At 71.0% G+C, this 26,612-nt stretch carries 19 protein-coding genes; 15 read left to right on the top strand and 4 right to left on the bottom strand.

Annotation, left to right across the window (positions count from 1 at the left end; all coding sequences use genetic code 11):
* Positions 1–10: 10 nt before the first annotated feature.
* On the bottom strand, positions 11–634 hold the full coding sequence (locus ACWDEX_RS16395; RefSeq protein WP_450464088.1) for a hypothetical protein: 624 nt from the start codon (positions 632–634) through the stop codon (positions 11–13).
* 421 nt (positions 635–1,055) lie between these two features.
* On the opposite strand from ACWDEX_RS16395, the gene ACWDEX_RS16390 reads away from it, so the two are divergent.
* Together ACWDEX_RS16390 and ACWDEX_RS16385 are read left to right on the top strand one after the other, a co-directional pair.
* A complete protein-coding gene (locus tag ACWDEX_RS16390; RefSeq protein ID WP_450464087.1) occupies positions 1,056–2,885 on the top strand; it encodes a gamma-glutamyltransferase family protein in 1,830 nt (609 codons plus the stop codon).
* 139 nt (positions 2,886–3,024) lie between these two features.
* Complete coding sequence (locus tag ACWDEX_RS16385; RefSeq protein ID WP_450464085.1) at positions 3,025–3,870, top strand: inositol monophosphatase family protein; 846 nt, start codon at positions 3,025–3,027, stop codon at positions 3,868–3,870.
* A 28-nt stretch (positions 3,871–3,898) separates the two neighbouring features.
* Here ACWDEX_RS16385 and ACWDEX_RS16380 read toward each other — a convergent pair whose 3' ends face one another.
* Positions 3,899–5,830, bottom strand: a complete 1,932-nt coding sequence (locus ACWDEX_RS16380) for a prolyl oligopeptidase family serine peptidase (protein WP_450464084.1) — start codon at positions 5,828–5,830, stop codon at positions 3,899–3,901.
* A 173-nt stretch (positions 5,831–6,003) separates the two neighbouring features.
* Positions 6,004–6,492: a hypothetical protein gene (locus ACWDEX_RS16375; RefSeq protein WP_450464083.1), complete on the bottom strand. Its 489-nt coding sequence runs from the start codon at positions 6,490–6,492 to the stop codon at positions 6,004–6,006.
* A gap of 252 nt (positions 6,493–6,744) precedes the next feature.
* Here ACWDEX_RS16375 and ACWDEX_RS16370 point away from each other — a divergent pair, with 252 nt between their 5' ends.
* Complete coding sequence (locus ACWDEX_RS16370; protein WP_450464082.1) at positions 6,745–7,983, top strand: MFS transporter; 1,239 nt, start codon at positions 6,745–6,747, stop codon at positions 7,981–7,983.
* Here ACWDEX_RS16370 and ACWDEX_RS16365 read toward each other — a convergent pair.
* Positions 7,959–8,864 (bottom strand): LysR family transcriptional regulator, encoded by a 906-nt coding sequence (locus ACWDEX_RS16365; RefSeq protein ID WP_450464081.1) that lies wholly within the window; start codon positions 8,862–8,864, stop codon positions 7,959–7,961. The two genes, ACWDEX_RS16370 and ACWDEX_RS16365, sit on opposite strands and share 25 nt — an antisense overlap.
* 1,218 nt (positions 8,865–10,082) lie before the next feature.
* Here ACWDEX_RS16365 and ACWDEX_RS16360 point away from each other — a divergent pair.
* From ACWDEX_RS16360 to ACWDEX_RS16305, 12 genes are all read left to right on the top strand, one after another.
* Positions 10,083–10,298 (top strand): response regulator transcription factor, encoded by a 216-nt coding sequence (locus ACWDEX_RS16360; RefSeq protein WP_450464080.1) that lies wholly within the window; start codon positions 10,083–10,085, stop codon positions 10,296–10,298.
* Positions 10,299–10,755: 457 nt separating this feature from the next.
* A complete protein-coding gene (locus ACWDEX_RS16355) occupies positions 10,756–12,165 on the top strand; it encodes a phytoene desaturase family protein (RefSeq protein ID WP_450464079.1) in 1,410 nt (469 codons plus the stop codon).
* Positions 12,162–12,671, top strand: coding sequence for an O-acetyl-ADP-ribose deacetylase (locus ACWDEX_RS16350; protein WP_450464077.1), 510 nt, complete (start codon positions 12,162–12,164; stop codon positions 12,669–12,671). Before ACWDEX_RS16355 ends, ACWDEX_RS16350 begins: the two co-directional genes overlap by 4 nt.
* Before the next feature lie 136 nt (positions 12,672–12,807).
* Complete coding sequence (locus tag ACWDEX_RS16345) at positions 12,808–14,046, top strand: PP2C family protein-serine/threonine phosphatase (protein ID WP_450464236.1); 1,239 nt, start codon at positions 12,808–12,810, stop codon at positions 14,044–14,046.
* 142 nt (positions 14,047–14,188) lie between these two features.
* Positions 14,189–15,667, top strand: a complete 1,479-nt coding sequence (locus tag ACWDEX_RS16340) for an AlkA N-terminal domain-containing protein (RefSeq protein WP_450464076.1) — start codon at positions 14,189–14,191, stop codon at positions 15,665–15,667.
* Positions 15,668–15,686: 19 nt separating this feature from the next.
* Positions 15,687–16,208: a methylated-DNA--[protein]-cysteine S-methyltransferase gene (locus ACWDEX_RS16335; RefSeq protein WP_450464075.1), complete on the top strand. Its 522-nt coding sequence runs from the start codon at positions 15,687–15,689 to the stop codon at positions 16,206–16,208.
* A 270-nt stretch (positions 16,209–16,478) separates the two neighbouring features.
* Positions 16,479–17,783, top strand: a complete 1,305-nt coding sequence (locus ACWDEX_RS16330) for an AMP-binding protein (protein ID WP_450464074.1) — start codon at positions 16,479–16,481, stop codon at positions 17,781–17,783.
* Between the two features lie 224 nt (positions 17,784–18,007).
* Complete coding sequence (locus ACWDEX_RS16325; protein ID WP_450464072.1) at positions 18,008–19,378, top strand: NAD(P)/FAD-dependent oxidoreductase; 1,371 nt, start codon at positions 18,008–18,010, stop codon at positions 19,376–19,378.
* 64 nt (positions 19,379–19,442) lie between these two features.
* Positions 19,443–19,847 (top strand): nuclear transport factor 2 family protein, encoded by a 405-nt coding sequence (locus tag ACWDEX_RS16320; RefSeq protein WP_450464071.1) that lies wholly within the window; start codon positions 19,443–19,445, stop codon positions 19,845–19,847.
* A gap of 49 nt (positions 19,848–19,896) precedes the next feature.
* Positions 19,897–20,742, top strand: coding sequence for an LLM class F420-dependent oxidoreductase (locus ACWDEX_RS16315; protein ID WP_450464069.1), 846 nt, complete (start codon positions 19,897–19,899; stop codon positions 20,740–20,742).
* A gap of 417 nt (positions 20,743–21,159) precedes the next feature.
* Positions 21,160–23,175 (top strand): BTAD domain-containing putative transcriptional regulator, encoded by a 2,016-nt coding sequence (locus ACWDEX_RS16310; RefSeq protein ID WP_450464067.1) that lies wholly within the window; start codon positions 21,160–21,162, stop codon positions 23,173–23,175.
* Between the two features lie 85 nt (positions 23,176–23,260).
* The coding region (locus ACWDEX_RS16305) for a type I polyketide synthase (RefSeq protein WP_450464065.1) at positions 23,261–26,612 on the top strand (3,352 nt) is incomplete at its 3' end.

Raw genomic sequence — 26,612 nt, 5'->3', positions numbered from 1 at the left:
GGTTCCAGAGCTACGAGACCGCGCCCGGCGGTACCGAGGCGGTCCGCATCCGATGACCCTGGGCGGCGGGGCGCTGTCGGCGTCGGTAGTAGTGGACGGTGAGGACGGCGAGCAGCGGTCCCCAGAGGCCGAGCGGGGTGTAGGACACCCAGAACGCTACGTGCTGCCAGCCGTGCATGTTCATGGGGCTGGGTTCGCCGTTGATGCTGCGGCCCAGGGCGCACATGGTGAGTGTGCAAGGGCCAAGCAGCGCGGTCAGGGCGATGGCACCCAGGGTGGAGGGGATGACGGCGCCCAACACCGGCACCCGGCGTCCGCCCAGGCGGGGGAGCCAACGCGGGAAGACTTCACCCCAGGTGCACACCAGCCCCACGGCGAGGTAGGCGAGGGCCTCGCTGACGACGCTGAGGAGGACCATGTACCACCAGCCGTCGAACAGCTCCGGGCCTCTTCCGGCGTCGTTGCCCTGTGACGGTGGGTCGATCAAGGGGGCCCCGAAGACCATGCAGGTGATCCGCCAGACCGCCGAGGGCAACGCGGTGAACGCAGTGGTGTAGGCGGTCCACACCGCCCAGCGCGGTACGCCCGCCGCCGTCGGACCGTGCAGCCTGTCCATGACGCCACGAGAACTCACAGGTTTGTCTCCTCGCGAGGGATCCGCAGAACCGGCAGATGGACGGGCGCGGGCGAAGCCGTACGGGAATGGTCGCCGTCACCCAGGTGAGAGCCTGCCGCCGGGCGATGACAGACGGCATCGGGCCGGGGAGTCATCAAGGTCATCCTGGCGGCGGAGTCCGGGTCGGGCTCAGTAACCCCGTGGCATGACGAACGCCTGCGGGCCCTGGGAGAAACGCAGGTCCGGGAGGCCGACAAGCTCCGCCCTCTACGCCTGCTTCACACCGGACGCGGGGAAGAAGGGCGCCGACGACCGATAGCCTGCTCGGGGAGCGGACGGAGGAGGGCTCCGGCCCGAAGTCCCCAGATGCTCCCCCAGAACCCGTCTTGAGCGCCGCCCGGTCCGGCCGAGGCGCCGCACCAGCGAGGTGAAAGGCCACATGTTCACCACCCGCCCCACCCTCCAGGGCACCTTCGGCATGGTGTCCTCCACCCACTGGCTGGCCTCGCAGTCGGCGATGGCCGTGCTGGAACGCGGCGGCAACGCGTACGACGCGGCCGTGGCGGGGGCGTTCGTGCTGCACGTCGTGGAGCCCCATCTCAACGGTCCCGCCGGTGAGGTCCCGATCCTCCTCGCGCCGGCGGGCGGCCAGGTGCGGGTGCTCTGCGGGCAGGGCGTCGCGCCCGCGGGAGCCACGATCGCCCACTACCGGGGACTCGGTCTGGAACTCGTCCCCGGTACCGGGCCGCTCGCCGCGGCCGTCCCTGGTGCCTTCGACGCCTGGATGCTCCTGCTGCGCGACCACGGGACCACATCCCTCGCCGACGTCCTGACGTACGCCATCGGCTATGCCGAGCACGGCCACGCGCCCGTGGAACGCGTCGGCGAGACCGTCGAGAGCGTACGCGAGCTGTTCGAGACGGAGTGGATCTCGTCGGCCGAGGTGTACCTGCCGGGCGGGAAGGCGCCTCGGCCCGGCGGACTGCTGCGCAATCCCGCGCTGGCCGCCACCTGGAAGCGGCTGCTCGCCGAGGTGTCCGGGGCGGGGGACCGGGTGGCCCAGATCGAGGCGGCACGGGAGGTGTGGCGGTCCGGGTTCATCGCCGAGGCCCTGGTGCGGCAGGCACAGCGGCCCACCATGGACACCAGCGGCGAGCGTCACAGCGGCACCCTGACCGCCGCCGACCTGGCCGGATGGTCCGCCAGCTACGAGATCCCGGCAACCTACGACTGGAACGGCTGGACCGTGTGCAAGGCGGGCCCCTGGAGCCAGGGCCCGGTGCTGCTGCAGCAACTCGCCCTGTTGCCACCCGAGTTGCCACGGTACGGCTCCGCCGACTACGTCCATCTGCTGATCGAGGGCTGCAAGCTCGCCATGGCCGACCGCGAGGCCTGGTACGGCGACGCGGCCGAGGTGCCGCTGGACGCACTGCTGTCGGACGCGTACAACGCCGAGCGGCGTGCCCTCGTCGGCGACAAGGCGTCGTACGAGCTGCGCCCCGGCGCGCCCGGGGGCCGTGTCCCCCGCTTGAGCAGGTACGCGCGCGTGGCGACCGTCGACGAGCCGGGCTTCGGTGGCGCCATGGGTGTCGGGGAACCGACGGTCGCGAAGCACCCGGCGTCCTCGGTACCTGGCGACCCGCACGTCACCGCCGATGGCGCCACCCGCGGTGACACCTGCCACCTCGACGTCGTCGACCGGTGGGGCAACATGGTCGCCGCCACCCCCAGCGGCGGCTGGCTGCAGTCCAACCCGGTCGTACCCGAACTGGGCTTCCCGCTGGGCACCCGGCTCCAGATGGCCTGGCTGGACGAGGACCTGCCGAACTCGCTGACCCCCGGCCGCCGGCCCCGCACCACGCTCACCCCCTCGATCGCACTGCGCGAGGGAGTACCGGTGCTGGCGTTCGGGACGCCCGGCGGCGACCAGCAGGACCAGTGGCAGACCCACTTCTTCCTGGCCGCCGCACTGCGCCCGCCGGTCCGTGGGGGCCTTGATCTCCAGGGTGCCATCGACGCCCCGAACTGGCACAACGACAGCTTTCCCGGATCGTTCTACCCGCGCGGGATGCGCCCCGGCAGTGTCACCGTCGAGTCCCGCATGGATCTTGCGGTCGTCGAGGAGCTGCGTCGGCGTGGCCACCACGTCACGGTCGGCGAGGCCTGGTCCGAGGGGCGGCTGTGCGCGGTCGCCTGTGACCCGGAGAGGGGCTTGCTGTCGGCGGCGGCGAACCCACGCGGGATGCAGGGGTACGCGGTCGGACGCTGAATCCGAACCACCAGGCGGTGACGGGCAGGGCGGAGCGCCGCCCGCGCCACGAGCCCCGGCACCCCGAATTCACGTCGATTCCACTCGGAGTGCACCGGCTCGGTAGGGATTGTCAGTCGAGCGTGCTCTCATGGGAGTCATGATCGGAGACAACGAAACCATCGACGAGTTTCTCGCCCACGGCACGTCCGACGTCGAGGAGGCCGTCCGCGCGGCGGCCGCCATCGAGATCATGCCGCGCTTTCGCCAGCTCGCCGCGGAGGAGGTCGACGAGAAGAGCGGGCCGCACGACCTGGTCACGGACGCCGACCGCAAGGCCGAGGAATACCTGACCGAGGCGCTCGCCAAGCTGCTGCGCGGTTCGGTCGTCGTGGGCGAGGAAGCGGTACACCTCAACCCGGCGACGTACGAGGCGCTGCGCGGCGACGCCCCGGTCTGGATCGTCGACCCGGTCGACGGCACCCGCCAGTTCGTTCACGGCGACCCCGGATTCTGCACGATGGTCGCGCTCGCCCAGGGCGGCGTCGTGTACGCCTCGTGGACGTATGCACCGGCCCACGACCAGATGGCCCGGGCGACAAGGGGCGGAGGCGCGTTCCTCGACGGCGAGCGCCTGCGCGCCGGCTCGCCCGAGCCGGGCCGTGACCTGGAGGTGGCGACGTCCCACCCGCTGTATACGTCGGACGAGCAGAAGCGTGCGCTTCTCGGCTTGCAGACGCAGGGTGTCCGCCCGCGTCCGTGCGGCTCGGCGGGCCTGGAGTACCTCGACATCGCCCGGGGCCGGCTGGATGCCACGGCCTTCTCGTGGGAAGCGGCCTGGGATCACGCGGCGGGCCTTCTGCTGGTCGAGGAGGCGGGCGGTGCGAACCTCACTCTGGCGGGTGAACCGTTCCGTATCACGGGCGGCAACGCCCTGCCGTTCACCGCGGCCCGGGACGAGGCGACCGCCCGCCGGATGCTGGACCTGCTGTCGGGCAGGGCCTGATCCACACCGCAGCAGGGAGGGCTGTCACTCACGCCCCGGAGGCGTCATCGAGCGGTGGCACATCGGGAGGTGTGAAGCCGAGGGCCCGCCCGTAGAAGGCCAGTTCGGCTTGCAGGGCGGCGACCATGGTGGCGGCCATACGGAATCCGTGGGACTCCCCCGGGAAGGTGAGGAGGGCGTGGTCGACGCCGTGCGCCGTGAGTTCGTCGGAGAAGACCTTCGCCTGGGGGAGCGGCACGATCGGATCTTCCTCCCCTTGGAGCAGCAGTACCGGGCAGGTGGTTTTTCCCGCATGGCCGATGGGTGACCGCCTGCGATAGCGCTCGGCGCACTCGGGCAGAGGTCCGACGAGACCATCGAGGTAGTGGGACTCGAAGTCGTGCAGGTGCAGAGCGAGCCGTTCGAGATCGGCGACGCCGAAGTAGGAGGTCGCAGCCTGGAACACAGGGCCGTGGGTCGCCACCCCAGTGGTGACGGCCGCCAACGCCGTCCAGCCACCCGCCGAAGGCCCGCGGATGGCCAGTCGCTGCCCGTCCGCCTCGCCATGCTCGGCGAGGCGGCGCGCGACGACGCTCACATCGGCCACGTCCACCACACCCCACATGCCCTTCAGACGTTCGCGGTAGGCACGGCCATAGCCACTGGACCCCCCGTAGTTCACCGCTACGACGCCGATGCCGCGGCTGGTGAAGTACGCCTTGGAGAGGTCGAGCATCCCTGGATCGTGTCCGGTCGGCCCGCCGTGCACCCACACGATGTAAGGCGGACGTTCATTGTCCGGCGCGCATACGTCCGGGTGGGACGGGGGATAGACGAGCGCATGCACCACGTCGCCCGAAAGGTTGGTGAACTCGGCCGCACGGGGCGTGGGCAGATAGGCCGGGGGAGGGGTGTCGTCAAGTTCGCAGCGCACTTCCTCGACGGCACCTGTGAGGGCGTCCACTCGCACGATGGAGGGGGGTCTGTCGGGTCCACCGGCCAGGCCGACCAAGCTGTTCCGGTCGCTCGACAGGACAGGCGAGAAGACGGGGTATCCGCAGTCGATGTCCGACAGTTCGCCGGTTCTGGGATCCAACAGGCTCAGTTGCTGGTCACCACGTCCGTGCACCACGGCGAGGCGGCCGTCGCCGACAGGGACGAACGGGCGTCCGCCCAGGTCCCACAAGGGAGCGGCGAACTCCTCCTCCAGGGGGTGGAGATTGTGAGGCTGCCCTCGCACAGGGTCCACCTCATAGAGGTTCCACCACCCTGAGCGGTCCGAGACCGTATAGAGGGTCGCCTCGTCGCGCCACCAGGGCGCCAGCACCGACTCCGCGCCGCCGCCCATGACGGTCCGGCCGACGATCGGACTGCCCTCACGGGCCGAGCCGACACGAAGCTCGCTGGCGTCCCATGGCATATGGGGATGGTTCCAGCAGATCCACGCCAGTTGTCGGCCGTCCGGAGAAGGAGTGGGAAACGCGAAGAAGTCCGCCCCGGTGACCACTTCGCGGATGGCCTCCGGCGCTTGTGCACCGGAGCCGTCGAGGGGCACAGTGACGATCGACCGCGAGATGTCACCTCCTGCGGAGTGACATTCCCGGACGCACCACACCTCGAGACCGTCGGCCGAGAGCGCGAAGTCCGCATAGCGGAGGGTGCCCGGAGTGGCCGGAGAAGGGGTGAGGGGCTGCGGCGGCCCTTCCCGCTGAGTGAGGTAGAGGCGCTGATCAGGACAGTGCGAGAACACCACTTGCCAGTCGCCGCCCGTGGGTGCTCGGACCGGCAGATACGACCTGCCGCCGTACTCATGGACTCGTGTGCGGGCATCCCAGGGCGACTCCAGCAGCGTTCTGTGCTCACCCGCTGGTGTCCTGACTACGACAGTGGTCCGGCCACCTTCCTCGGGTCGGACCTCCTGCCACCACACCAGACCGTCGGCGGCTGAGGGGAAATCAAGACGGAGGCGGGCTCGTGCCACGACGTCCGCACTGATCGGAGAGGGCCAGGTACCGCAGGGAACACGCCGCAAAGAGCTCACCAGGGTCTCTCATCAACTACGGGGGCCACCATCGTGTGGTGGTGTGCCCGGCCTGGACAAGGAGGAGAGAGGGACAGCCGCGGATCCGCTGTCCCTCCCGTGTGCGCCGTCGATCAGCAGAGCACCATGACCGTCGCCCGCACGAACGCGTCGCCCTCGAACTCGGCGAGCACAGGGCCGAACGCCTGGGCCGCTGACCGCGGGGCCGGAGCGGGGGCGGCGACGCTCAGTTCGCGCTCACCCTCGAGTGTCGCCTTGACCTGCTCGCCAGGGCAGTGGACGCCCCGGTTGGCGACGAGCACTTCGGTGATCTGGGTGACGAGGCTACCCATGTCGTCCTCGTCCCACCGGGCCACCGTGCCCTCGTCGTCCCCGATGTTGAACCGCTCGAAGATGCGTGCTTCCGAACGGCTGTCGCCCTCAACCATCAGCATGTACACACGCCGGCCGACGAGTTCGTCGGGCAGGCCGGCCAAGTGCTGGACGACGGTCTCGGGCGATCCGAGGAACGTGTGGGTTTGGCAGTCCCACGCCGCCGTCGCACAGGCCTTGGCGGTCGCCTTGGTGACTGTCTCGGGCGTCCGTATCGTCTCGGTTGTCATTGCAGCGAAACCTCCTGATGTTTGGATGGGTCGCTGGAGCGTCGTCAACGTTATCCACGTCCGGACAATCCGTCGCGTACGGAATTCCGCGGTCAGTGGAAACACCGTCGCCGTTGACTGAGGCTATGCGCACAGGACATACCTGGTGCCGAAAAGGTTATTTGACCCCGGACCAATGCGGCTCGCATGCTTCGAAAGGGCCGGGGCATGTGCCTCACGCCTGAAGCAGGCCGTCCGTTGGAGGCAACCGAAATGTCCGCCATTGCGCGCTACCGTACTGCGCTCGCTCATCCCGGAGCGACCCGTGTCACCGTGGCTGCCTTTGCGTGCCGCATGTTGGCGGGAATGGTCAGCCTGGCGTTGCTCCTGTTCGCAGAGGATGCCACCGGAAGCTATGCACAAGCGGGCTTGGTATCCGGCGCCTACGCTGTCGCCCTGGCCTTTGCCTCACCGATGTGGGGACGGATCGCCGACCGCCGCGGGCCACGAGCCGCGCTGGCCTGGTCGACGTCTTTGCAGTCCCTGTTCTTCGGGCTCTTCGTGTTGGCGGCCGTGACCTCGGCATGGTTGCCGCTGCTTGTTCCGACTGCCTTCCTGGCCGGCGCCGCCACCCCGCCGGCCTCTGCGGTTTCCAACGCGGTGTTCATGGCGGTCGTTCCGGGAGAGGACGACCGGCGAAGCCTGTTCGCGCTCTCCGGATTGATGACCGAGGGCGTCTTCGTCGTCGGCCCGCTCCTGGTGGCCGGGATCGTGGCTGTTCTACCCCCCGTCTACGCGGTCGTGGTCACCGCTTGCGTCTCCGCGCTCGGCGTTTGGTGGTTGAGGTCCGCGCCTGCGGTACGGCTGGTGGACCGTGAACGCCCGCGGTTGGCAGGGCCTGGGTTACGCCTCAACTGGAACCGGCGGCAGGTTCACATCCAGACGGTGGTGGCCTTGGCTGCCTTCGCCATCGGTGCGCTGCAGGTGTCCGTGGTCGCGCACGCCGACGAACTCGGCGCCAGCGCCGGTGTGTTCGTAGCGGCCCTGGCCTGTGGTGGCGTGGTGGGGAGTTTCTGCTACGGCGGAATGCGGCTGCCCGGCTCCGCGCACGTCCAACTCGCCGTTGCGCTTGCTCTCTATGGTCTGGCCATCCTGGTCCTGGGCGTCGGTCCGGCGATGGTGGTCACCACAGCTCTGCTGTTGTTCATCGGTTTCGTCAACGGGCCGGCGGACGCCATGGAGACGGTGCTGGTGGGCAGGTATTCCTCAGCGGACACGCGCTCCCAAGCGTTCGCGGTGCTCGTCGCCTCCAACTGGGTGGGGTTTGCGGCCGGCAGCTTCGTGGCCGGGCTCGCCGTCCAACATGCCTCCCCGGAACTGGGCATGGTGACGGCGGCGACTGCCGCCCTGGTTGCCGCGGCGTCGATGGCCTTCGGCACAGAGCGTCCCCCGCTCCCCGTCGCGGACCGGAACGAAGCGGGTTCGCTTCACGGTGAGGCAGCCCAACGCTGAGCCGCCTCCCGCATCGCGTCGAGCAACGCGGCGACTTGGGGAACACGCCTGGCGCCGTCCGGACACGCGGCGAAGATCCGCCGCCTCGGGAGTTCGCCGTCGAGAGGGCTCAGGACGATATCGGGCCGTACGGTGCGGCGGGCGAGCGAGGGAAAGAGCATGACCCCGGCGCCCGAGGCCACCAAACCCTGCTTCGCGGTCCAGTCATGGCACTGGATGACGGCTGGAGCGGCCCTGCGGTGTCCGAGCAGCCCCTCGAGCGGCCCGAGGCAGTCCGGATGGGCGCCGTCGATCCAGACCTCGCCTCGTACATCCCCCAGGCGTACGCGGCCGCTCGCCCGGGAACGGTCCCGCGCCGTGGCCAGTAACAACTCGTCCTCGACCAACGGAAACAGCTCGATTCCGTCGAGGTCCTGGTACGCCAGGTCCCATTCAGTGACCAGCGCGAGGTCCAGTCCGCCCGTCCGCAGCACCGCCAGATGTGTCTCAGGATCGGTGGCGGCGACAACCGGTGGCGTGACTCGTGGGTGGCGGCGCATGAATTCGACCATGGCCTGAGGAATCAGGGAGGTGTTCGCGCTGCTGAATGATCCGATGCGGGCTCCACGTCCCGGCTCGTCGGTCAGCAGCCCCAGCTGTCCCTCGGCGCGTTGCAGGCGTTCCACCATGGCCCGGGTGTGGCTGACGAGCAGTTCTCCGGCCGGTGTCAGCCGGACCCCGGAAGGTCCCCGTATCAGCAGCCGTGTACCGGCCTGCCGTTCCAGGGCGGCTATCTGACGTGACACGGCGGGCTGGGACAAGGACAACACCACGGCCGCGCCGGTCATGGACCCCTGCTCCGCCACGGCGACCAGCGCCCGCAGACGATCGAAATCCAGCATGCGACGAGCGTATAGCTCCACGTGGACGGCGTGCAGATGCGGTGCTGTGGTGGAAAGGACGTTCAGGGATTTCACGGCTGTCCCCGGTACGTTGCGTGACCCTAAGGTGAGTCACGGTCGCGAGCACACGGTTTGCCGCGCCACTGAGCAGCGATCGCATCCCATCGACCCAGGTGAGCGAGGCGGAAAACGATGACCACGACGGATGCCCACGAGACTGTCAACGAATCGCCGGCCTTGTCGTGTATGGCGTTCCATGCATTTGCCGGCGCTCCGGACTCGGTCGGCCGAAGCCTGTACGGTCTCCCGCGCAGTGTGGTTCAGGGAACGCTGTGGGCGCTGCTTCTGTGCGGTGGGGAGCGAGCGCATGTCCAGATTCAGGAGCGGGCCACGCCTGCTGACCCGACGGCACGTGTATGGGCGTGGGAGGGCGCGGAGTTGGGCGATCTTCCTGCCCGCGTCGCTGCTGCACTGGCTACGGGTCCGACGCCTTCCGCTGGCCTCGACTCCCTTCGGCTCACCTTGTTCGATCACTGCGAGTACAGCGATCTTGGAGTCGTCCCGTGTCCGCCGACCCCCCGCGGCGCTTTCGGCCACCCCATGCGGTGGTTTGCGGACGAGGGGAACGTGTGCGCCTTCGTTCTGAGTCTCTGAGTCTCCGAGTCGCCGAGGTTCTGAGTTTCTGAGTTTCTGAAAGAGCGGAATTCGCCGCGCTCGCAAGGTCGGAGGTAACAGAGCGAGGCAAGCGGTAATGGTCGACGAGTACGGCGGGCCCGAGGCTCTCGAACTCACCGAGACCGAGATCGGTGAACCGGGACGGGGCGAAATCCAGGTGGCGTGGTAGCGGTCGGCGCGATGGGGCGCGGACCCGTGCGCACGGCGATGCCCCGACGCCGCAACCCGCTTCCTGGTGCGCCGAGTTCACGCGGACACCGCAGACGTGGGTGAGGTGTTCGCGACCGCTGCAGGGACTGCGCCGACGTGGAGGACGGCGGCGACACCCGCGCTGTGGGGTGCATGACGGCGAGCGCGTTCCTCGAGGTCCGGCCGAGGGGCCGCGGACGAGGACGACTGACGGAGCGGGCGGCGACCCGACTCCCGCCCTCATAGTGGTGGCCGTTGTAAGAGCAATATGAGTGCTTGACCGGCTACGAGGCGTCGTTTACGTTCGGTGCGTGTCGTCGCAATGGTCCTGCTTGCGCTCGTCCTGGAGGGGCAATGCACCTCAGTACGCGGCAAATCGAGATTCTTTCGCTTATCGCCGAAGGTCGTCGTGACAAAGAGATAGCGAAACACCTCGGCATGTCCGTTCGCACGATAGATTCCCATCTGCAGCGTCTCTATGACCGGTACGGCGTGCGGAGCAGGGCGGCGATTGTCGCCAAGTGGCTGCTGGAAGGCGGCACTCCCGTGGGCATTCCGGTGCGGCAGTAACGGGGCCGGGCGGGCCTCTGCGCGGGTCCATAAAGACCTTCTGCCGGTATCGTGGCCCGCTCCGGCGGGCAGATCGGAGGTCGACGCGCTGATCGCGCCGGATCCGACACGCTGGGAGGGACGACGGGACAAGGCCATGCCGGCCCTGGCGTCCGGACAGGCCTTCACGTCTCCGGGCTCACCAGCCTGAACTGCGACGACATCACCCTCGGCGAAGGCGCCGCCGTCCGCCGCGAGGGCAGAGGGCGCAACCAGCGCGCCGTTCCCGTCGACCGCCCCAGCCAGAGTCAGCGGGGAGGGCTACCACCTCGCTGCGGTGCGGGAAGACACAACACCGTCGCTTTACTCGAGTCGACTCACTTGGTGGCGGTCACCCACGCCCCGGAGGCGTCGGCCCCCGGGCATATCCTGATGCCCAGTGGCCGTCGGCTGACGAAGGAGTCCGAAGGTGCCGTCGATGCTCGATGCGGTCGTGGTGGGGGCGGGGCCCAACGGGCTGACGGCTGCCGTGGAGCTGGCCCGCCGCGGCTTCTCCGTGGCCGTCTTCGAGGCGTGCGGCACCATCGGTGGCGGCGCCCGCACCGAGGAACTGACGTTGCCCGGCTTCCGGCACGACCCGTGCTCCGCCGCGCACCCCCTTGGTATCAACTCGCCCGCGTTCCGAGCGCTGCCCCTGCAGCGGTACGGCCTTCAGTGGCTGCACGCCGAACTACCGATGGCGCACCCGTTCCCGGACGGCACCGCTGCGGTGCTCTCCCGGTCCGTGGCCGAGACGGCCGCATCGTTCGGACCACGGGACGCGGGGACCTACCGCCGGCTTGTGCAGCCCTTCGTGAGCCGCTGGGACACGCTGGCCAGGGATTTCATGTCGCTGCCGCTGACCTCGCTGCCCCATGACCCTCTCACTCTGGCCCGTTTCGGTCTCGCCGGCCTGCCCCCGTCGACCTGGCTGATGCGCCGATTCCGTGACGAGCGGGCCAAGACCCTGTTCGCCGGGCTCGTCGCGCATGTGATGGCCCCCCTCGACGGCTTCGCGACCGGCGCGATCGGCCTGATCTTCGCGCTGGCCGCGCACGCCCGCGGCTGGCCGGTGGCCCGGGGCGGCTCCCAGTCGATCTCCGACGCGCTCGCCGCGTACCTCAAGGACCTCGGTGGCGCCCTCCACACCGACTACGAGGTCAAGCGCCTCGACGACCTGCCGCCCGCGCGCGCCTACGTCTTCGACACCTCGCCCACCGCACTGGCCCGCATCGCCGGCCTCGGGAGGTACTACGACGGCTACCGGTACGGCCCCGGCGCCTTCAAGATCGACTATGCGCTGGACGGCCCGGTGCCGTGGACCGCGAAGGAACCGCGCGTCGCCGGCACCGTGCAGATCGGCGCGGACAGCACGGAGATCGGTGCCGCCCTGCACGCGGCGTCCCGGGAGGGCCGTGCCCCCGACCCGCCGTTCCTCATCACCGTGCAGCCCAGCGTCGCCGACCCCACCCGGGCGCCCGCGGGCAAGCATGTCTTCTGGGCGTACGGCCACGTGCCGAACGGCTGGCAGGGCGACCTCACCGAGGCCATAGAACGCCAGTTGGAGCGCTTCGCCCCGGGCTTCCGCGACCGTGTCCTCGCCCGCGCCACCGCCGGGCCGCCCGAACTGGCCGCCCGCAACGCCAACTACGTCGGCGGCGACATCGCCTCCGGCGCGGCCCGCGGACTCCAGCTCCTGCTGCGCCCCAAACCCTCGCTGTTCCCGTACAGCACGCCGCACCCCGCCGTCTTCATCTGCTCGTCGGCGACCCCGCCGGGCCCCGGTGTGCACGGCATGTCGGGGCACAACGCGGCGAAGGCCGTCTGGAGGAGGCTGAGACAGAGATGACCACCCTCACGCTGGTCCAGGGCGACATCACCCGTCAGAGCGCCGACGCGATCGTCAACGCGGCCAATTCCTCCCTGCTCGGCGGGGGAGGCGTGGACGGTGCGATCCACCGGCGTGGCGGTCCCGCGATCCTCGCGGAGTGCCGCGCCCTGCGCGCTTCCTCCTACGGCAAGGGCCTGCCCACGGGCCAGGCGGTCGCCACGACAGCGGGGGAACTGGACGCACGCTGGGTGATCCACACGGTGGGCCCGCGCTACACCAGCGGGGAGGACCGCTCGGACCTGCTGGCCTCCTGCTACCGGGAGGCACTGCGGGTCGCCGACGAACTCGGTGCCCGGACGGTCGCGTTCCCGGCCGTCTCCGCCGGCATCTACGGGTGGCCGATCGAGGACGCCGCCCGCATCGCGGTGGAGACGGTGCGTGCGGCGCGGACGGCGGTCGAGGAGGTCAGGTTCGTCCTCTTCGACGAACGTGCGTACGAGGCGTTCGCGGCGCAGGTCGGCTGACGCGTCACACGGGCTGAAGCTCCCCCTGGGAGGACCCCGTACTCACCTTCCCAGAGGGCGGCGAAGCCTCGGGGGGGCGTCTGAGCTACGCGAACCGTAGCGTGAAGAGACGGGCGGGGAGCGAGGAAGAGTGACGATGTCGGTGATGGACTACGCGGCGTTGTTCGCCGCCACACCGAGCCCCTACCTGGTTCTGGATCCCGACCTGGTGATCGTGGAGGTCAACCAGGCGTACCTCGACATGACCGGACGCACCCGGGACGACCTGGTCGGACGGCACATCTTCGACGCCTTCCCGGACGACCCGAACGACCCGGAGTCCGAGGGGGTACGAACCCTGCACGACTCACTGGAGCGGGTCCTGGCCACCCGGCAGCCCGATGCGCTGGCCTTCATGAAGTACGGCATCCCCGTCACGGGGCGCCCCGGCACCTTCGAGGAGCGGTGGTGGTCCCCGGTCAACACGCCCGTCGTGGGCTCCGACGGGAAGGTGATATGGATCATCCACCGGGCGGAGGACGTGACCGCGTACATGAGCACGCGCGGCGCCGGGAAGGAGCGAGGGCCCGGGCCGCCCACCGAGCGCGAGGCCCTGGAGGCCGAGCTGTACGCGCGGGCGCGCGAGCTGCAGGTGCTGAACGAGGAGCTGCGGCAGGCCCACACCAACGAACGCCAGGTGGCCCTCGCGCTCCAGGAAGCCATGCTTCAGGCGCCCGATCTCTCCCGGCACAAGGACGTCGCGGTGCGCTATCTGCCCGCCGCCGGCTCGCTGAACGTGGGTGGCGACTGGTTCGACCTGGTCGACCTGCCCGACGGCACCTTCGCGGTGGCCGTCGGCGACGTCGTCGGACACGGCCTGGAGGCCGCCGCCGTCATGGGGATGCTCCGCAGCGCCCTGAGCGCGGCCATGCGCGCGCTGGGGCGTCCCGCCCAGGCTCTCGAGGTGCTCGGCCTGTACGCCCGGTCGGTGGAGGGGGCGCTGAACACCACCGCTGTCAAGGTGCTGGTGGAGCCCCGCAGCAATCTGATCGTCTACAGCAGCGCCGGGCACCCGCCACCGGTCCTCGTCCGGTCCGACGGGGGCTTTGACCTGCTCGACCAGGCCACCGACCCACCGCTGGGCGCCCGGCCCCAGCACGTGCCCCGCCCCCAGGCCATTCATACCTACAGCCCCGGGGACACCCTCGTGCTCTACACGGACGGGCTGATCGAACGGCGCGATGAGCACATCGAAGAGGGTCTGGACCGGCTCACCGACACCCTCGGCCACTGCAGCACCCTCAGCCCGCAAAGCATGGCCGACGTCGTGCTGGCCGAACTGGGGGTGACCGGCGGCGCCCGGGACGACATCGCCCTCGTCGTCGTCCGACTGTGACCGCCGCCTCGACACCGCGCGCAGCATCGAGTGTGATCACCCGGCGCATCTGGAGGCTCGTCATCGAGGTAACAGCAGGTCGGCTCACGTACATGTCGGATTTCCGCCAGCCCGGCCGCCACCCGTGGCCGATGCTGGAGACATGCAGAACGGGATGCACACCGAAAGGGAGCGCTGCCTGCGCGCCGTCCAGTCGAAGGACGCACGGTTCGACGGCTGGTTCTTCACAGCGGTGGTGACCACGCGGATCTACTGTCGGCCCAGCTGCCCGGTGGTGCCGCCGAAGCCGCAGAACATGATCTTCTATCCGAGTGCGGCCGCCTGCCAGCAGGCCGGATTCCGGGCCTGCAAGCGGTGCCGCCCGGACACCAGCCCCGGCTCGCCCGAGTGGAACCAGCGCGCCGACCTGGTCGCTCGCGCCATGCGACTGATCGCCGACGGCGTCGTCGACCGCGAGGGCGTGCCCGGCCTCGCCGGCCGCCTCGGCTACAGCACCCGCCAGGTCGAGCGCCAGCTCCTGGCCGAACTCGGCGCCGGTCCCCTCGCACTGGCCCGCGCCCAGCGGGCCCAGACCGCCCGGCTGCTCATCGAGACGACCGCGCTGCCGATGGCGGAGATCGCGTTCGCAGCCGGTTTCTCCTCGATCCGCACCTTCAACGACACCGTTCGCGAGGTCTTCGCGCTCCCCCCGAGCGAGCTGCGCAGCCGTCGCCCGAAGCAGACGGTGACCGCCCCCGGCGTCCTCGGCCTGCGCCTGCCGTTCCGCGCCCCGCTCAACCCCGACAACCTCTTCGGTCACCTCGCCGCGACCGCCGTACCCGGCGTGGAGGAATGGCGCGATGGCGCGTACCGGCGCACACTGCGACTGCCCTACGGGCATGGGATCGTGGCGCTGACCCCTCAGCCCGAGCACATCGCCTGCCGCCTCACCCTCAGCGACATGCGCGACCTGCCCGTCGCCATCAGCCGGTGCCGCCGCATGCTCGACCTGGACGCCGACCCGGTCGCGGTCGACGAGCAACTGCGCACGGACCCGCTGCTGGCGCCCCTCGTCGACAAGGCACCCGGCCGCCGGGTGCCGCGCACCGTCGACGAGGCCGAGTTCGCCGTACGGGCCGTCCTGGGCCAACAGGTCTCCACGTCCGCCGCCCGTACCCACGCGGCCCGCCTGGTCACCGCGCACGGTGAACCGGTCCAGGACCCCGAGGGCGGCCTCACCCATCTCTTCCCGTCTCCGCAGGCACTGGCCGCGCTCGACCCCGCATCGCTCGCGATGCCACGCACCCGCCGTACGACCTTCACCACCCTGGTGCGTCAACTCGCCGACGGATCACTCCACTTGGGCGTCGAGAGTGACTGGGAGGAGAGTCGTGCCCGGCTGCTCTCCCTGCCCGGCTTCGGCCCCTGGACCGTCGACGTGATCGCCATGCGCGCCTTCGGCGACCCCGACGCGTTCCTGCCCACCGACCTCGGCATCCGCCGCGCCGCACAGCAACTCGGCCTGCCGTCCACCCCCGCCGCGCTCACGGCACGTGCGGCGGCCTGGCGGCCGTGGCGGGCGTACGCAGTCCAGTATCTGTGGGCGACGGACGGTCACCCGATCAACTTCCTGCCCGTATGAGGACGCCAAAGGCCATTCCATGACAGAGAAACAGCACACCGTGATCGACAGCCCGTACGGCCCCCTGACCCTCGTCGCCACGGACGGCGTCCTGTCCGGCCTCTACATGGAAAGCCAGCGCCACCGGCCGCCCGAGGAGAGCTTCGGCATGGGAGTCGCCCCGCGCGAGCGAAGCCGAGCCTCGGACGACGACACACCCTTCGGTGAGGTGATCGACCAACTGGAGGCCTATTTCACGGGCGAGTTGAAGGAATTCAGCCTCGAACTGCGCCTGGACGGAACTCCCTTCCAGCGCCGCGTCTGGGAACAGCTACGCCTGATCCCCTACGGCGAGACCCGTTCGTACGGCGAACTGGCCGAGGCACTCGGCAGTCCGAGTGCCTCGCGCGCGGTCGGACTCGCCAACGGCAAGAACCCCATCGGCATCATCGTGCCCTGCCACCGCGTCGTCGGCGCGAACGGCAGCCTCACGGGTTACGGCGGCGGCCTGGACCGCAAGAAGCGCCTGCTGGACTTCGAGAGCGGCGCGGCCCTCTTCTGACCTCCCGGGCGCCGGCGGGTCGGGCTGTTGCCGCCGAGTGTGCGGTCCTCCCTCGTGTCCCGGCGGCGCCCATGGCCGCGCCCCGCGGACTCGTCCCTGCCCCGGGGCCCGGCCCGGTGCAGCCTGGCGCACGCGATGGCGGGTCGGCTGCACCTCGGGCACATTCTCTTAAGAAGTTGCCCAGAGCGGCCCCGCGACACTGGTCGCACCGAGCCCGGGGAAGCCCTCGGACCTGGACGCCCGTGTGCACGCCGTAACCTGGGGGCCCGAGTGAGCGCAGCGTCAGTGATCAGCACCGGTGAGCACCGGCCCGCCGCCGACCCGAGCGGCCGGTCCGTGCGACGCCCGGGGACGGCGGCGACCGAACAGACCACCGTCGACGGTCTGTTCGGGTACATCGCGGCGCGCCGGCCGGACGAGGTGGCCGTCGCCGACGGCGGTCGGACCCTCACCTACGGCGCGGCCGAGCACAACGCCCGCCGACTCGCCTCCGTGATGCTCCGCTACGGCGTGCAGCTCGGCGATCCGGTGCTCGTCCACACCGCCGACCACACTCAGTCCCTCGTCGCCCAGCTCGCCGTGCTCGCCCTGGGCGGTGTCTGCGTGCCGGTTCCGGATCGGGCCGACGAGAGGGAGGCGGCCCGCATCGCCGAGATGAGCGGCGCCACCCTCGTGCTGTGCAGTACCGCCCACCGGGAGCGCTGGCCGCTCGACGCGATGGTCCTCGACGACGAGCGCACCTGGGCCCGGATCGCACCGGTGCGGGTCGACGTGTCGCTGCCACGGTCCGGCCCGGACGACGTCGCGTACCTCCTGACCGAGCACACCACGGGCGGCTGCGTGGGGCACCTCGTCGGCCACCGTGCCTGGCTGCTGGCCACCCGCGCCAGGCTGTGCCGGGCCGGGCGACCCGGCCGCGGCGTGTGGACCGCGCAGCGGCCCGGCGAGGCACGCGGTCTCGCCGCGCTGTGGTGGGCCGTCTCCGCCGGAAGCCGGCTCAACGGTCCCGGTGCGACGGCGACCGGGCGCGACCACCCGGGGGCGGCCGCCGTGTACGGGCCCGAGGAGTACGACGCGCTGCTCGCCGAGGACCGCCCCGGCAGGACGGCGGGCCCCGGCACGGCGCTCCTGATCGGCGGACCGCTCCCCGCCGGGCTGGTGGAGCGCCACACCGAACTACTGCCCTACACCCGGCTGCTCGCCGAGTTCGCCCCGCGCGACGGCGCCCTGCCATGGACCGCCTCCGCCTCCACGCCCGCGCGGGGCCTGGGGTCCGCGGTGCCAGGGGTCCGGGTCACCGTGCGGGACGAGGAGGGGCGTCCCCTGCCGGCCGGAGCCACGGGCCGGATCTGGGCGGCAGGGGACCCCTTGCCCTTCGACCGGCTGTGCGACGGCGGCTGCCCCGAGCCGGCCGCCGGCCACCGGGGATCCCTGGTCTGCTCCGGGTTCCTGGGCCGGTGGCAGGAGGACGGTGTGCTGGAGGTGACCGGCCGGACCGCGCCGCTGCCGGCGGCCGGCCCCGTCCCGTCCGCACCCCCGTACGCCCACGGAACGGCGGTGCGGGCCGGGGCCTGAACTCCGGGGGCGGCCGCACCCGGCCCCCGGCCCCGCCCTCCCGGTTGCCCCCCGGCCGGGAGGGCGTCCCCAGGGGCCGGCACCGCCCCTGGTGATCCGGCAGTGACCGGTCGATTGAGCAACCACGGAGGCGACCGGCACACATCTGCCCGCGCAGACTCACCTCAGACCCGGAGATCCAGGAGCGGCACAGGCCGCTCGTGAAGGTGGGGGTGTGGGTTTTGGTGTTCGGGAAGCATGCGGTCGTCGTCGGAGGCTCCGTCGCGGGACTCACCGCCGCCGGTGCTCTGGCCGGAAGATTCGAGAGAATCACCGTGCTCGACCGGGACGCGTTGCCGTCCGATGTCTCGAACCGCAAGGGCGCGCCCCAGGCCCGCCACAGCCACGCCCTGCTGATCGGCGGACGGATCGCGTTGGAGGAGGTTTTCCCCGGGCTGACCGCGGAGTTGACGGCGAGCGGAGCCGTCCCGTGGGACCCGGGCAACGACCTGTTGTTCCACCAGATGGGCGCGTTCCGCATCCCGCACCCCACAGGCATGATGGGCGTCAGCCTGACCAGGGCCTTTCTTGAGTACTCGCTCCGGCGGCGGGTGGCGGGACTGCCCAACGCCACGCTGAGGGACAACGCGACGGTCACCGGCGTGACCGGCTTTCCCGGCCGCGTCACCGGTGCAGTGCTCGACGATGGAGAGGTGGTCGAGGCGGATCTGGTGGTCGACGCCACGGGGCGCAGCGACCGTGGCGACCGCTGGCTGGAGCAGGTCGGCTGCCCGGCTCCCGAGGTCGACACGGTGAAGATCGACGTCGGATACTCGAGCAGGCTGCTGCACCGCTTACCCGGCGACCGCGTCACGGAGATGGGCGGTCTGCTCTTCCTCATGGCCTCGATCGGACCCGACGACAAGCGGGCGGCGGCTGCCTTCGCGGTGGAGAACGACCGCTGGATCGTCACCCTCGGCGGCTGGCACCGCTCCTACGCCCCGACCGACCCGGACGGCTTCGCCGCGTTCGCGGCCGGTCTTCCGACCTCCCACATGAAGGACCTGCTGGCCAGGTCCGAGCCGGTGGAGGCGGGCAACGCGCTGCGCTACACGTACCCGATGTCGCGCAGGCGCTACTTCGAGCGGCTGCGCCGTCCCCCGGCCGGTTACGTCGCCCTGGGCGACGCCGTGTGCAGCTTCAATCCGCTCTACGGCCAGGGCATGACCGTCGCCATCCTGGAAGCCCTCGAACTGGGCCGCTCCCTCGACCACTGCGGCGGACCGACGGAGCGGATGAGCCGCACCTACTTCCGGGCGGTGGGCAAGCTCCTCGAGATGCCGTGGCGCATCTCCACCGCCGGCGACTTCATCTTCCCGGAGACCGTCGGCCCCAAGGCCTTCGGCACAGACGTGGCCAACTGGTACGTCGGCAAGGTGACCCGGGCCAGTCACACCTCCGTGGACGTGCATCGCGTGATGCTGAACGTGCAGCAGATGCTCGCACCGCCGTCCGCTCTGCTGCGGCCCGGCGTCATCGCCCGCTCGCTGCGAGCCGCCCGCAGATCGCCCGCGGTGACCGGCCGCCCCTCCGCCGTGGGCACCCCCGTCGCGTGAAGGGTGCTCCGTACGCGCCGTCCCTGTGTACCACCACCACACCGCAACCAGCCATGGAGGAAGCATGACGGAACAGCCGGTCGACACGGTGAAGCGTCTCTACGCGGGGCTCACCGCCTTCGACATCGAGAGCGTCATCGCCACCTGTCACCCCGAGGTCGAGATCGTCGCACCGAAGTCCCTGCCGTGGTCCGAGGGCGACTACAAGGGCCTCGACGGGGCCAAGGCGTACTTTGCCAGCGCTCTCGGCCATCTCGATCAGGCCAAGTTCGACGTGGAGGAACTCCTTCCGTCCGGCGACTGGGTGACCGCGCTCGGCTGGTGGAGCGGACGCTTCAAGGGGACGGGCAACGAGTTCAACGTGCGTTTCGTGCACTTCTGGATCATCCGCGACGGGAAGGTCGTGCGCGCGGAGGGGGTCTCGGACACGGTGCCCATCGCTCGCGCCGGCGAGCCCGCGACATCCTGAACGGGACCGTGCCGGCGTCCCGGCATACCCACCGAAAGGAGAACGGCGCATGAAGTTCGGTGTGTCTGCGCTCGTGACGGACGAGGGGATCGGGCCGGTGAGCCTCGGTCGGGCGCTCGAGCAACGCGGCTTCGAGTCCCTCTTCGAGGGAGAGCACACCCATATCCCGGTGCGCCGGGAGACCCCGTGGCCCGGTGGGGGCGAACTCCGGCGGGAGCTGTACCGGACCCTCGACCCGTTCGTGGTGCTCACCGCGGCGGCCGTGGTCACCGAGCGCCTGGTGCTGGGGGGCGGGGTCTTCCAGGTAACCCAGCGCGATCCCCTGACGCTCGCGAAGGAGATCGCGTCGTTGGATCGCGTCTCCGGAGGCCGGGTCGTGGCCGGCGTCGGAGCGGGCTGGAACCGCGAGGAGATCCGCAACCACGGGACCGATCCGCGGACCAGGATGGACCTCATGCGGGAGCGGGTTCTCGCCATGAAGGAACTGTGGACTCGGGAGGAGGCGGAGTTCCACGGCGACTTCGTCTCCTTCGACCCCGTGTTCTCCTGGCCGAAACCCGTGCGGCGGCCGCATCCGCCGGTCATGGTGGGCGGCAACCACCCCGCCGCCGTGCAGAGGGTTCTGGACTACGGCGACGAATGGGGGCTGACCTGGCTGCCCGTGATGCTGGGGGGCGAGACATCCCTCCGGCAGGTCATCGCCGACTTCCGTCGGGCGGCCGAGGAACGAGGGCGGGGTTACATACCGGTGACGATGTATCAGGTCCCGCCGGACCGGAAGGTGGTCGAGTCGATCGCCGAGGCCGGCGCCGACCGCATCCTGTTCACCCTGCCGACCGTGCCGGAGGACGACACCCTGCGCAGTCTCGACGAGATGGCCGGGCTGTTCGTCTGAACCGCCGCACGCCGCACGCCGCACGCCGCACGCCGCACGCCGCACGTGCCTCCGGCTGCGCCGCGGCCAGGTGCCTTCGGACCGCCCGCCGGTCCGGAGGCACCCGTGCGCGGATGGCATGTTGCCTCCCGCCGGCGACCCGGCCTCGCCCTTTCCCGCACGTGTCACCGGCCGGGCGATACGCCGGGGACTGGTGAGCAATGTGGGCGGTGACAGGTGTTCGAATGATGGTTACCTTTGTTGAAATTTCGCTGTTGTCAGCGCGCAAGTCGGCGCTTCCTCCGCAGGTTGCAGATGAGGTGAAGCGGGGCACTGGTGTGATGTCGGGGTAACAGTGGGGCGCGATTCTTCACCGAGCGGACCGCGGCGCACCGGCGCGGGTCCGGATGTCTTCGGCGTTGTCGGATGAGGGGGATCATGCGGCTGGAACTGCTGGGCTCAGTGCGGGCGTGGTGTGACGGCGCGGAGGTGCTGCTCGGCCCGCCCAAACAACGCGCGGTCATCGGCGTGTTGGTGAGCCGGATCAACGAGATCGTGGGCGTCGAGGAGATCGTGGACGCCGTCTGGGGCAGTGCTGTCCCGCAGACCGCGGCCAACGGGGTCCACACCTACGTCGCCGGCCTTCGCAGAGCGCTCGACCCGGGGCGCGGCCGCCGGGAGTCGGGCGGGGTGCTCATCTCGTCCGGCGGTGGTTACGCACTGGCCCTGGACCCGGACCACGTCGACATCGCCCTCTTCGAACGTCACCACGCGCAGGCGCGTCGGCTGCACGGCCAGGGCAGGCTGCCCGAGGCCCTGCGAGAGTTCGACGCGGCGCTCGGCCTGTGGCGCGGAGACGCCTACGCCAACGTTCCGGGCCCGTTCGCGGAGATGGAGCGCACCCGCCTGTCCGAGCTGCGGATGACCGCGGTCGAGGAGTGGGCGGCCGACATGCTCGCCGTCGGCCGCCACGCCGAGGTCGTCCCGGTGCTCTCCAACCTGGTCGCGAAGGAGCCCCTGCGGGAACGCCTGCGCTGGTTCCTGATGCTGGCGCTCTACCGCTGCGGACGCCGCGCCCACGCCCTCGGCGTCTACCGGGAGACACGCCGGCTGCTCAGCGAGGAACTGGGCCTGGAGCCGGGCCTCGATCTGCAGACGCTGCACAGCCGCATCCTGGAGGGTCACCCCGACCTGCTGGGCAGGGTCACGGACGTGACCTCTCTGCGCGAGAGCTGTCGCCCCGCCGGAAGAGCCCAGCCCGCCCCGCTCCCCGAGGCACCGGTCCGCCCGGCCCAACTCCCTTACAGTGCACGCGGATTCGTGGGACGTGCACAGGAACTCGCCGAACTCGACGCCCTCACCGCCCAGACCGCCGACCGGGAGATGCGTCCCACCCTCGTCGTCGTCGAAGGCGCTCCCGGTGTCGGCAAGTCCACCCTCGCCCTGCACGCGGCCCGCCGGCTCACCTCCCGCTTCCCGGACGGCCAGCTCTACGTCGACCTGGAGGGCAGCGCCCCACGACACCGTGCGCTCAGCGGACTTGACGCACTCGCACAGGTGCTGCGCAGCCTCGGAGTGCCCAACACCCGCCTCCCCGACGACCTCGCCGGACGCACCGCGCTCTACCGCAGCCTGATGGACGGCAAGCGCATGCTCGTGGTCCTCGACGACGCCGTCAACGCGGAGCAGGTGCGCCCCCTCGTGCCCAACGGACCGTCCTGCGTCCTCGTCACCAGCCGTCGTGCGCAGCGCGGACTCGTGGTGCGGGACGGCGCCTACCGCATCGGACTCAAGCCGCTCGACATCACCGAATCGGTGCGGCTGCTCGCCTATCTCATCGGCGAGGGACGGATGGAGGGCCAGCGCGACGCCGCCGCCCGGCTCGCGGAGATGTGCGGCCGTCTGCCGCTCGCCCTGCGGATCGCGGCCGAGGGCCTCGCCGACCACCCTCGGCTCAGTTTCGCCGACATGGTGCATCAGCACGCCGCCGAGGAAGGCCGCCTCGACCGTCTCGCCGTGGAGGACGACGTCGCCGCCAGCCTCCGGGCCGCCTACGACGTCGTCTACGACGCCCTGCCCGCGGACGCCGCGCGGCTCTTCCGGCTGCTCGGGCTCCATCAGGGCGAGGTGATCGACGTCGCCGTGAGCGCCGCGCTCACGGGCACGGACCCGGCGGTGGCCGGACAGTCGCTCCAGATTCTCGCCGACCATCACATGCTCGAGGAGGCGGGCGGCGGACTGTACCGCTTCGACACCCTCCTGAGGATCTACGCGGCCGAGTGCGCCGAACGTGAACCGAGCAACCAGCGGGCCGCGGCACTCGCCCGATTACTCGCCGCGGAGCAATTCGCTTCGTCATGTGAGGAAAAAGGATCAGTACATCGTCCGCGCAAGGACATCGATGATCCAATAACGATGTTGCCGACGCTTCTTGCGCGCGCATCGAAGAATTAACACAACGCCCCGTGTGCAGCCTGAGCAGAGCAATATCGGAGGTGCGTGCGACCACGGCCTCTGGGAAAGTTTCCACCACAGTTCGATGCACGTGGATCGGGGGTTCCTCATGCGTGGTTCGGCACGGCGGCGGACGGGTGCGACATCGCCCGCCGAACCCCCTGCACCCGTCGTCCCAAATGCACGGAACGGCGAACCCGTAGCGGTTGTCGGCTGGGCGTGCAGGCTCCCGGGAGCCGAGGACCCCGCGGCTTTCTGGCGGCTTCTCGTCGAGGCCGAGGATGCTGTTTCAGAAATGCCCGGCACGCGGAATGTTCCCGTTCCCTCGGGGGGTCGGGAATCACCTGGAATGTCGCCCCAGGTGCCGGTCGGTGGATTCCTGGAGAACATCGACGGATTCGACGCTGAATTCTTCGGAATTTCTCCCGCGGAAGCCGCCTGGATCGACCCCCAGCAGCGTCTCCTCCTGGAACTCGCCTGGGAATGTGCCGAGGACGCGCGCATCGCGCCAGGCTCGCTGCGCGACACCGCCACCGCTGTCTTCGTCGGCGCCATGGCAGACGACTTCGCCAAGCTGGCGGCGCGGTGCGACGCTACGGCGGCCACCCGCCACACCCTCGCCGGCACCCAGCGCGGCCTGCTCGCCAACCGGGTCTCGCGCACCCTCGGCCTGCGCGGCCCCAGCCTCAGCGTGGACACCGGGCAGTCCTCCTCCCTCGTCGCCGTCCATCTGGCCTGCGAGAGTCTGCGCCGACGGGAGTCGCGGGCCGCGTTCGCCGCCGGCGTCCACCTCGTCCTCGACCCCGACGGCACCGGTGTCGTCGAGAAGTTCGGCGCGCTCTCGCCGAACCGGCGCTGCCGCACCTTCGACGCCGCCGCCGACGGCTACGTCCGCGGCGAGGGCGGCGTCGTCCTCATGCTCAAACTGCTGTCCGACGCGCTCGCGGACGGCGACCCGGTGCACTGCGTCATCCGCGGCAGCGCCGTCACCAACGACGGGCACGGCAGTGACGGAACCGCCGTGCCGAGCGCCGCCGGCCAGGAGGCCGCCGTCCGCGCCGCCTGCGCCGCAGCCGGGGCCGAACCCGCCGAGGTCCAGTACGTCGAGCTGCACGGCACCGGTACGCGTGTCGGCGACCCGGTGGAGGCCGCCGCGCTCGGTGCCGCGTACGGCGGCACGCGGGATCCGGACAGTCCCCTCCTGGTGGGCTCCGCCAAGACCAATGTGGGTCATCTGGAGGGCGCCGCCGGCATAGTCGGCCTGCTCAAGGCCGGCCTCTGCATCGTCCACCGGCGGATTCCCGCGAGCCTCCATTTCGACACACCGAACCCCCGTATCCCGATGGACGCGCTGCGCCTGCGCGTCGTCACCGCCGCGCGCCCCTGGCCCCATGAGGACCGGCCGCTCACCGCCGGCGTCAGCTCCTTCGGCATGGGAGGCACCAACGCGCACGCCGTCCTCGCCGAGCCGCCCGCCGCGCCCCGCGCCGACGAGACCGGCACGCCCCCCGAGCACAGCGCGGTGCCCGTGCCCTGGGTACTCTCCGGACGCGACGCGCAGGACCTCGCCCGGCAGGCCGCCCGGCTGCGCGCCCACCTGGGCGACTCTCCCGAGGCGTCCCCGGCCGACATCGCCTTCTCCCTGGCGACCACCCGCACCCGGCAACGCCACCGTGCGGTGGTCCTCGGCACCGGCGCCGACACCCGTCTCGCCGCACTGGACGCCCTGGCCGACGGCAGAAGCCACCCCGGCACGGTCACCGGCTCCCCCGGCGGGCAGGGCGGCACCGCGGCCCCCGTCGCGTTCCTGATGCCTGGGCAGGGCGCGCAGCGTCTCGGCGCCGGCCGCGAACTGCACGCGGCCCACCGTGCGTTCGCCGAGGCCTTCGACGAGATCTGCGCCCACCTGGACGGTCTGTTGGACCGTCCGCTCCGTGAGGTCATGTGGGCCGCGCCCGGGACCGCGGCGGCGGACCTCCTCGACCGCACCGACTTCACCCAGCCCGCGCTCTTCGCCCTCTCCGTCGCCCTGTACCGGCTCTTCGCCCACTGGGGCGTCGAGCCGGACCATCTGGTCGGGCACTCCGTCGGCGAGATCGCCGCCGCGCACGTGGCGGGCGTCCTGTCCCTGCCCGACGCCTGCACCCTGGTCGCCGCCCGCGGTGCGCTGATGCGCGAACTGCCGCAGGGCGGCGCGATGGTGGCCGTGGAGGCGGCGGCGGAGGAGGTCGAGCCGCTGCTGCCCGGCACGGCGGTCTCGCTCGCCGCCGTCAACGGCCCCCGGGCCACCGTCGTCTCCGGAGACGACGAGGCCGTCGCGGAGGTCGCCGCTCACTGGCGGGCGCGGGGCCGCCGCACCCGCCGGCTGCCGGTGAGCCACGCCTTCCACTCGGCGCACATGGAACCGATGCTCGACGCCTTCGCCGCGGTCGCCGGGACCCTGACCTACCACGCCCCCACCCGGCCGACGGTCTCGGCACTCACCGGCCGCCTCGCCGACGGCATCGACACCCCCCGTCACTGGATCCGGCAGGTCCGCGAGCCCGTGCGCTTCCACGACGGCCTGCTCACCCTGCGCGGGCTCGGCTGCACGACCTATCTCGAACTCGGCCCCGACGCCGTGCTCGCCTCCCTGGCGCGGGAGGCGCTGACGGATTTGCCGGGCGCGGCCTTCGCCGCCGCGCTGCGCCGGGGCAGGCCGGAGGCCGAGACCGCCGCCGCTGCCCTCGCCACCCTCCACGTCCAGGGCCGCGAGCCGGAATGGGGCACCCTCCTGCCCGGCGCTCGGCGGGTGGCCCTGCCCTCACAGGTGTTCCTCCGGAAGAGCCACTGGCCCTTCCAGGGAACGGAATCCGGACAGCCCGGTGCCGTACCGGAAACATCGGCACGGGCACCGCAGCCCTCCCTTGCGGCACCCGTGCCGACCGGCGGCACGGCACCCGGCACGGCGGCACCGCCCCCCGTCGTGCCGGGTGACCGTGAGCCCGGCCCACCCGGCTCCGGCCCCCAGGCGACCGCCGGCGACGAACCGGCGGCGCTCGGCCGGCGCCGGCTGACCCTTCTGGTGCGCGACTCCGTCGCCGATGTCCTCGGCTACGGCCAGGGCGAGACCGTGCCCCTCGACCGTGCCTTCAAGGAGCTCGGCTTCGACTCCCTCGGCGCGGTCGAGTTCCGCGACCGGCTCGGTGCCGCGCTCGGCGTCGCTCTGCCCTCCACGCTCACCTACGACCATCCGACCCCGGCGGCCGTCGTCGAGCGGCTGCTCGCACCGCTCGACGCGGACGAGGCCGCCACAGCGTCCCCCGCTCTGCCGCCGGCTTTCGGCGCCTTGCGTCCCGATGCCGCTCATGAGCCGGTGGCGGTGGTGGGTGTGGGGTGTCGTTTTCCGGGGGGTGTGGTGTCTCCGGAGGGGTTGTGGGGGTTGGTGTCGGGTGGGG

The organism is Streptomyces sp. NPDC001020 (assembly GCF_053599115.1).
This window is presented reverse-complemented; position numbering and strand designations above follow the sequence as displayed.

What these genes read in the sequence shown, in the direction of transcription:
- ACWDEX_RS16335 (WP_450464075.1), top strand. Translation starts at nt 15,687, where the DNA reads ATGACAGAGAAACAGCACACCGTGATCGACAGCCCGTACGGCCCCCTG.
- ACWDEX_RS16315 (WP_450464069.1), top strand. Translation starts at nt 19,897, where the DNA reads ATGAAGTTCGGTGTGTCTGCGCTCGTGACGGACGAGGGGATCGGGCCG.
- ACWDEX_RS16350 (WP_450464077.1), top strand. Translation starts at nt 12,162, where the DNA reads ATGACCACCCTCACGCTGGTCCAGGGCGACATCACCCGTCAGAGCGCC.
- ACWDEX_RS16385 (WP_450464085.1), top strand. Translation starts at nt 3,025, where the DNA reads ATGATCGGAGACAACGAAACCATCGACGAGTTTCTCGCCCACGGCACG.
- ACWDEX_RS16365 (WP_450464081.1), bottom strand. Translation starts at nt 8,864, where the DNA reads ATGCTGGATTTCGATCGTCTGCGGGCGCTGGTCGCCGTGGCGGAGCAG.
- ACWDEX_RS16310 (WP_450464067.1), top strand. Translation starts at nt 21,160, where the DNA reads ATGCGGCTGGAACTGCTGGGCTCAGTGCGGGCGTGGTGTGACGGCGCG.
- ACWDEX_RS16360 (WP_450464080.1), top strand. Translation starts at nt 10,083, where the DNA reads ATGCACCTCAGTACGCGGCAAATCGAGATTCTTTCGCTTATCGCCGAA.
- ACWDEX_RS16370 (WP_450464082.1), top strand. Translation starts at nt 6,745, where the DNA reads ATGTCCGCCATTGCGCGCTACCGTACTGCGCTCGCTCATCCCGGAGCG.
- ACWDEX_RS16355 (WP_450464079.1), top strand. Translation starts at nt 10,756, where the DNA reads ATGCTCGATGCGGTCGTGGTGGGGGCGGGGCCCAACGGGCTGACGGCT.
- ACWDEX_RS16345 (WP_450464236.1), top strand. Translation starts at nt 12,808, where the DNA reads ATGTCGGTGATGGACTACGCGGCGTTGTTCGCCGCCACACCGAGCCCC.
- ACWDEX_RS16320 (WP_450464071.1), top strand. Translation starts at nt 19,443, where the DNA reads ATGACGGAACAGCCGGTCGACACGGTGAAGCGTCTCTACGCGGGGCTC.
- ACWDEX_RS16375 (WP_450464083.1), bottom strand. Translation starts at nt 6,492, where the DNA reads ATGACAACCGAGACGATACGGACGCCCGAGACAGTCACCAAGGCGACC.
- ACWDEX_RS16390 (WP_450464087.1), top strand. Translation starts at nt 1,056, where the DNA reads ATGTTCACCACCCGCCCCACCCTCCAGGGCACCTTCGGCATGGTGTCC.
- ACWDEX_RS16340 (WP_450464076.1), top strand. Translation starts at nt 14,189, where the DNA reads ATGCAGAACGGGATGCACACCGAAAGGGAGCGCTGCCTGCGCGCCGTC.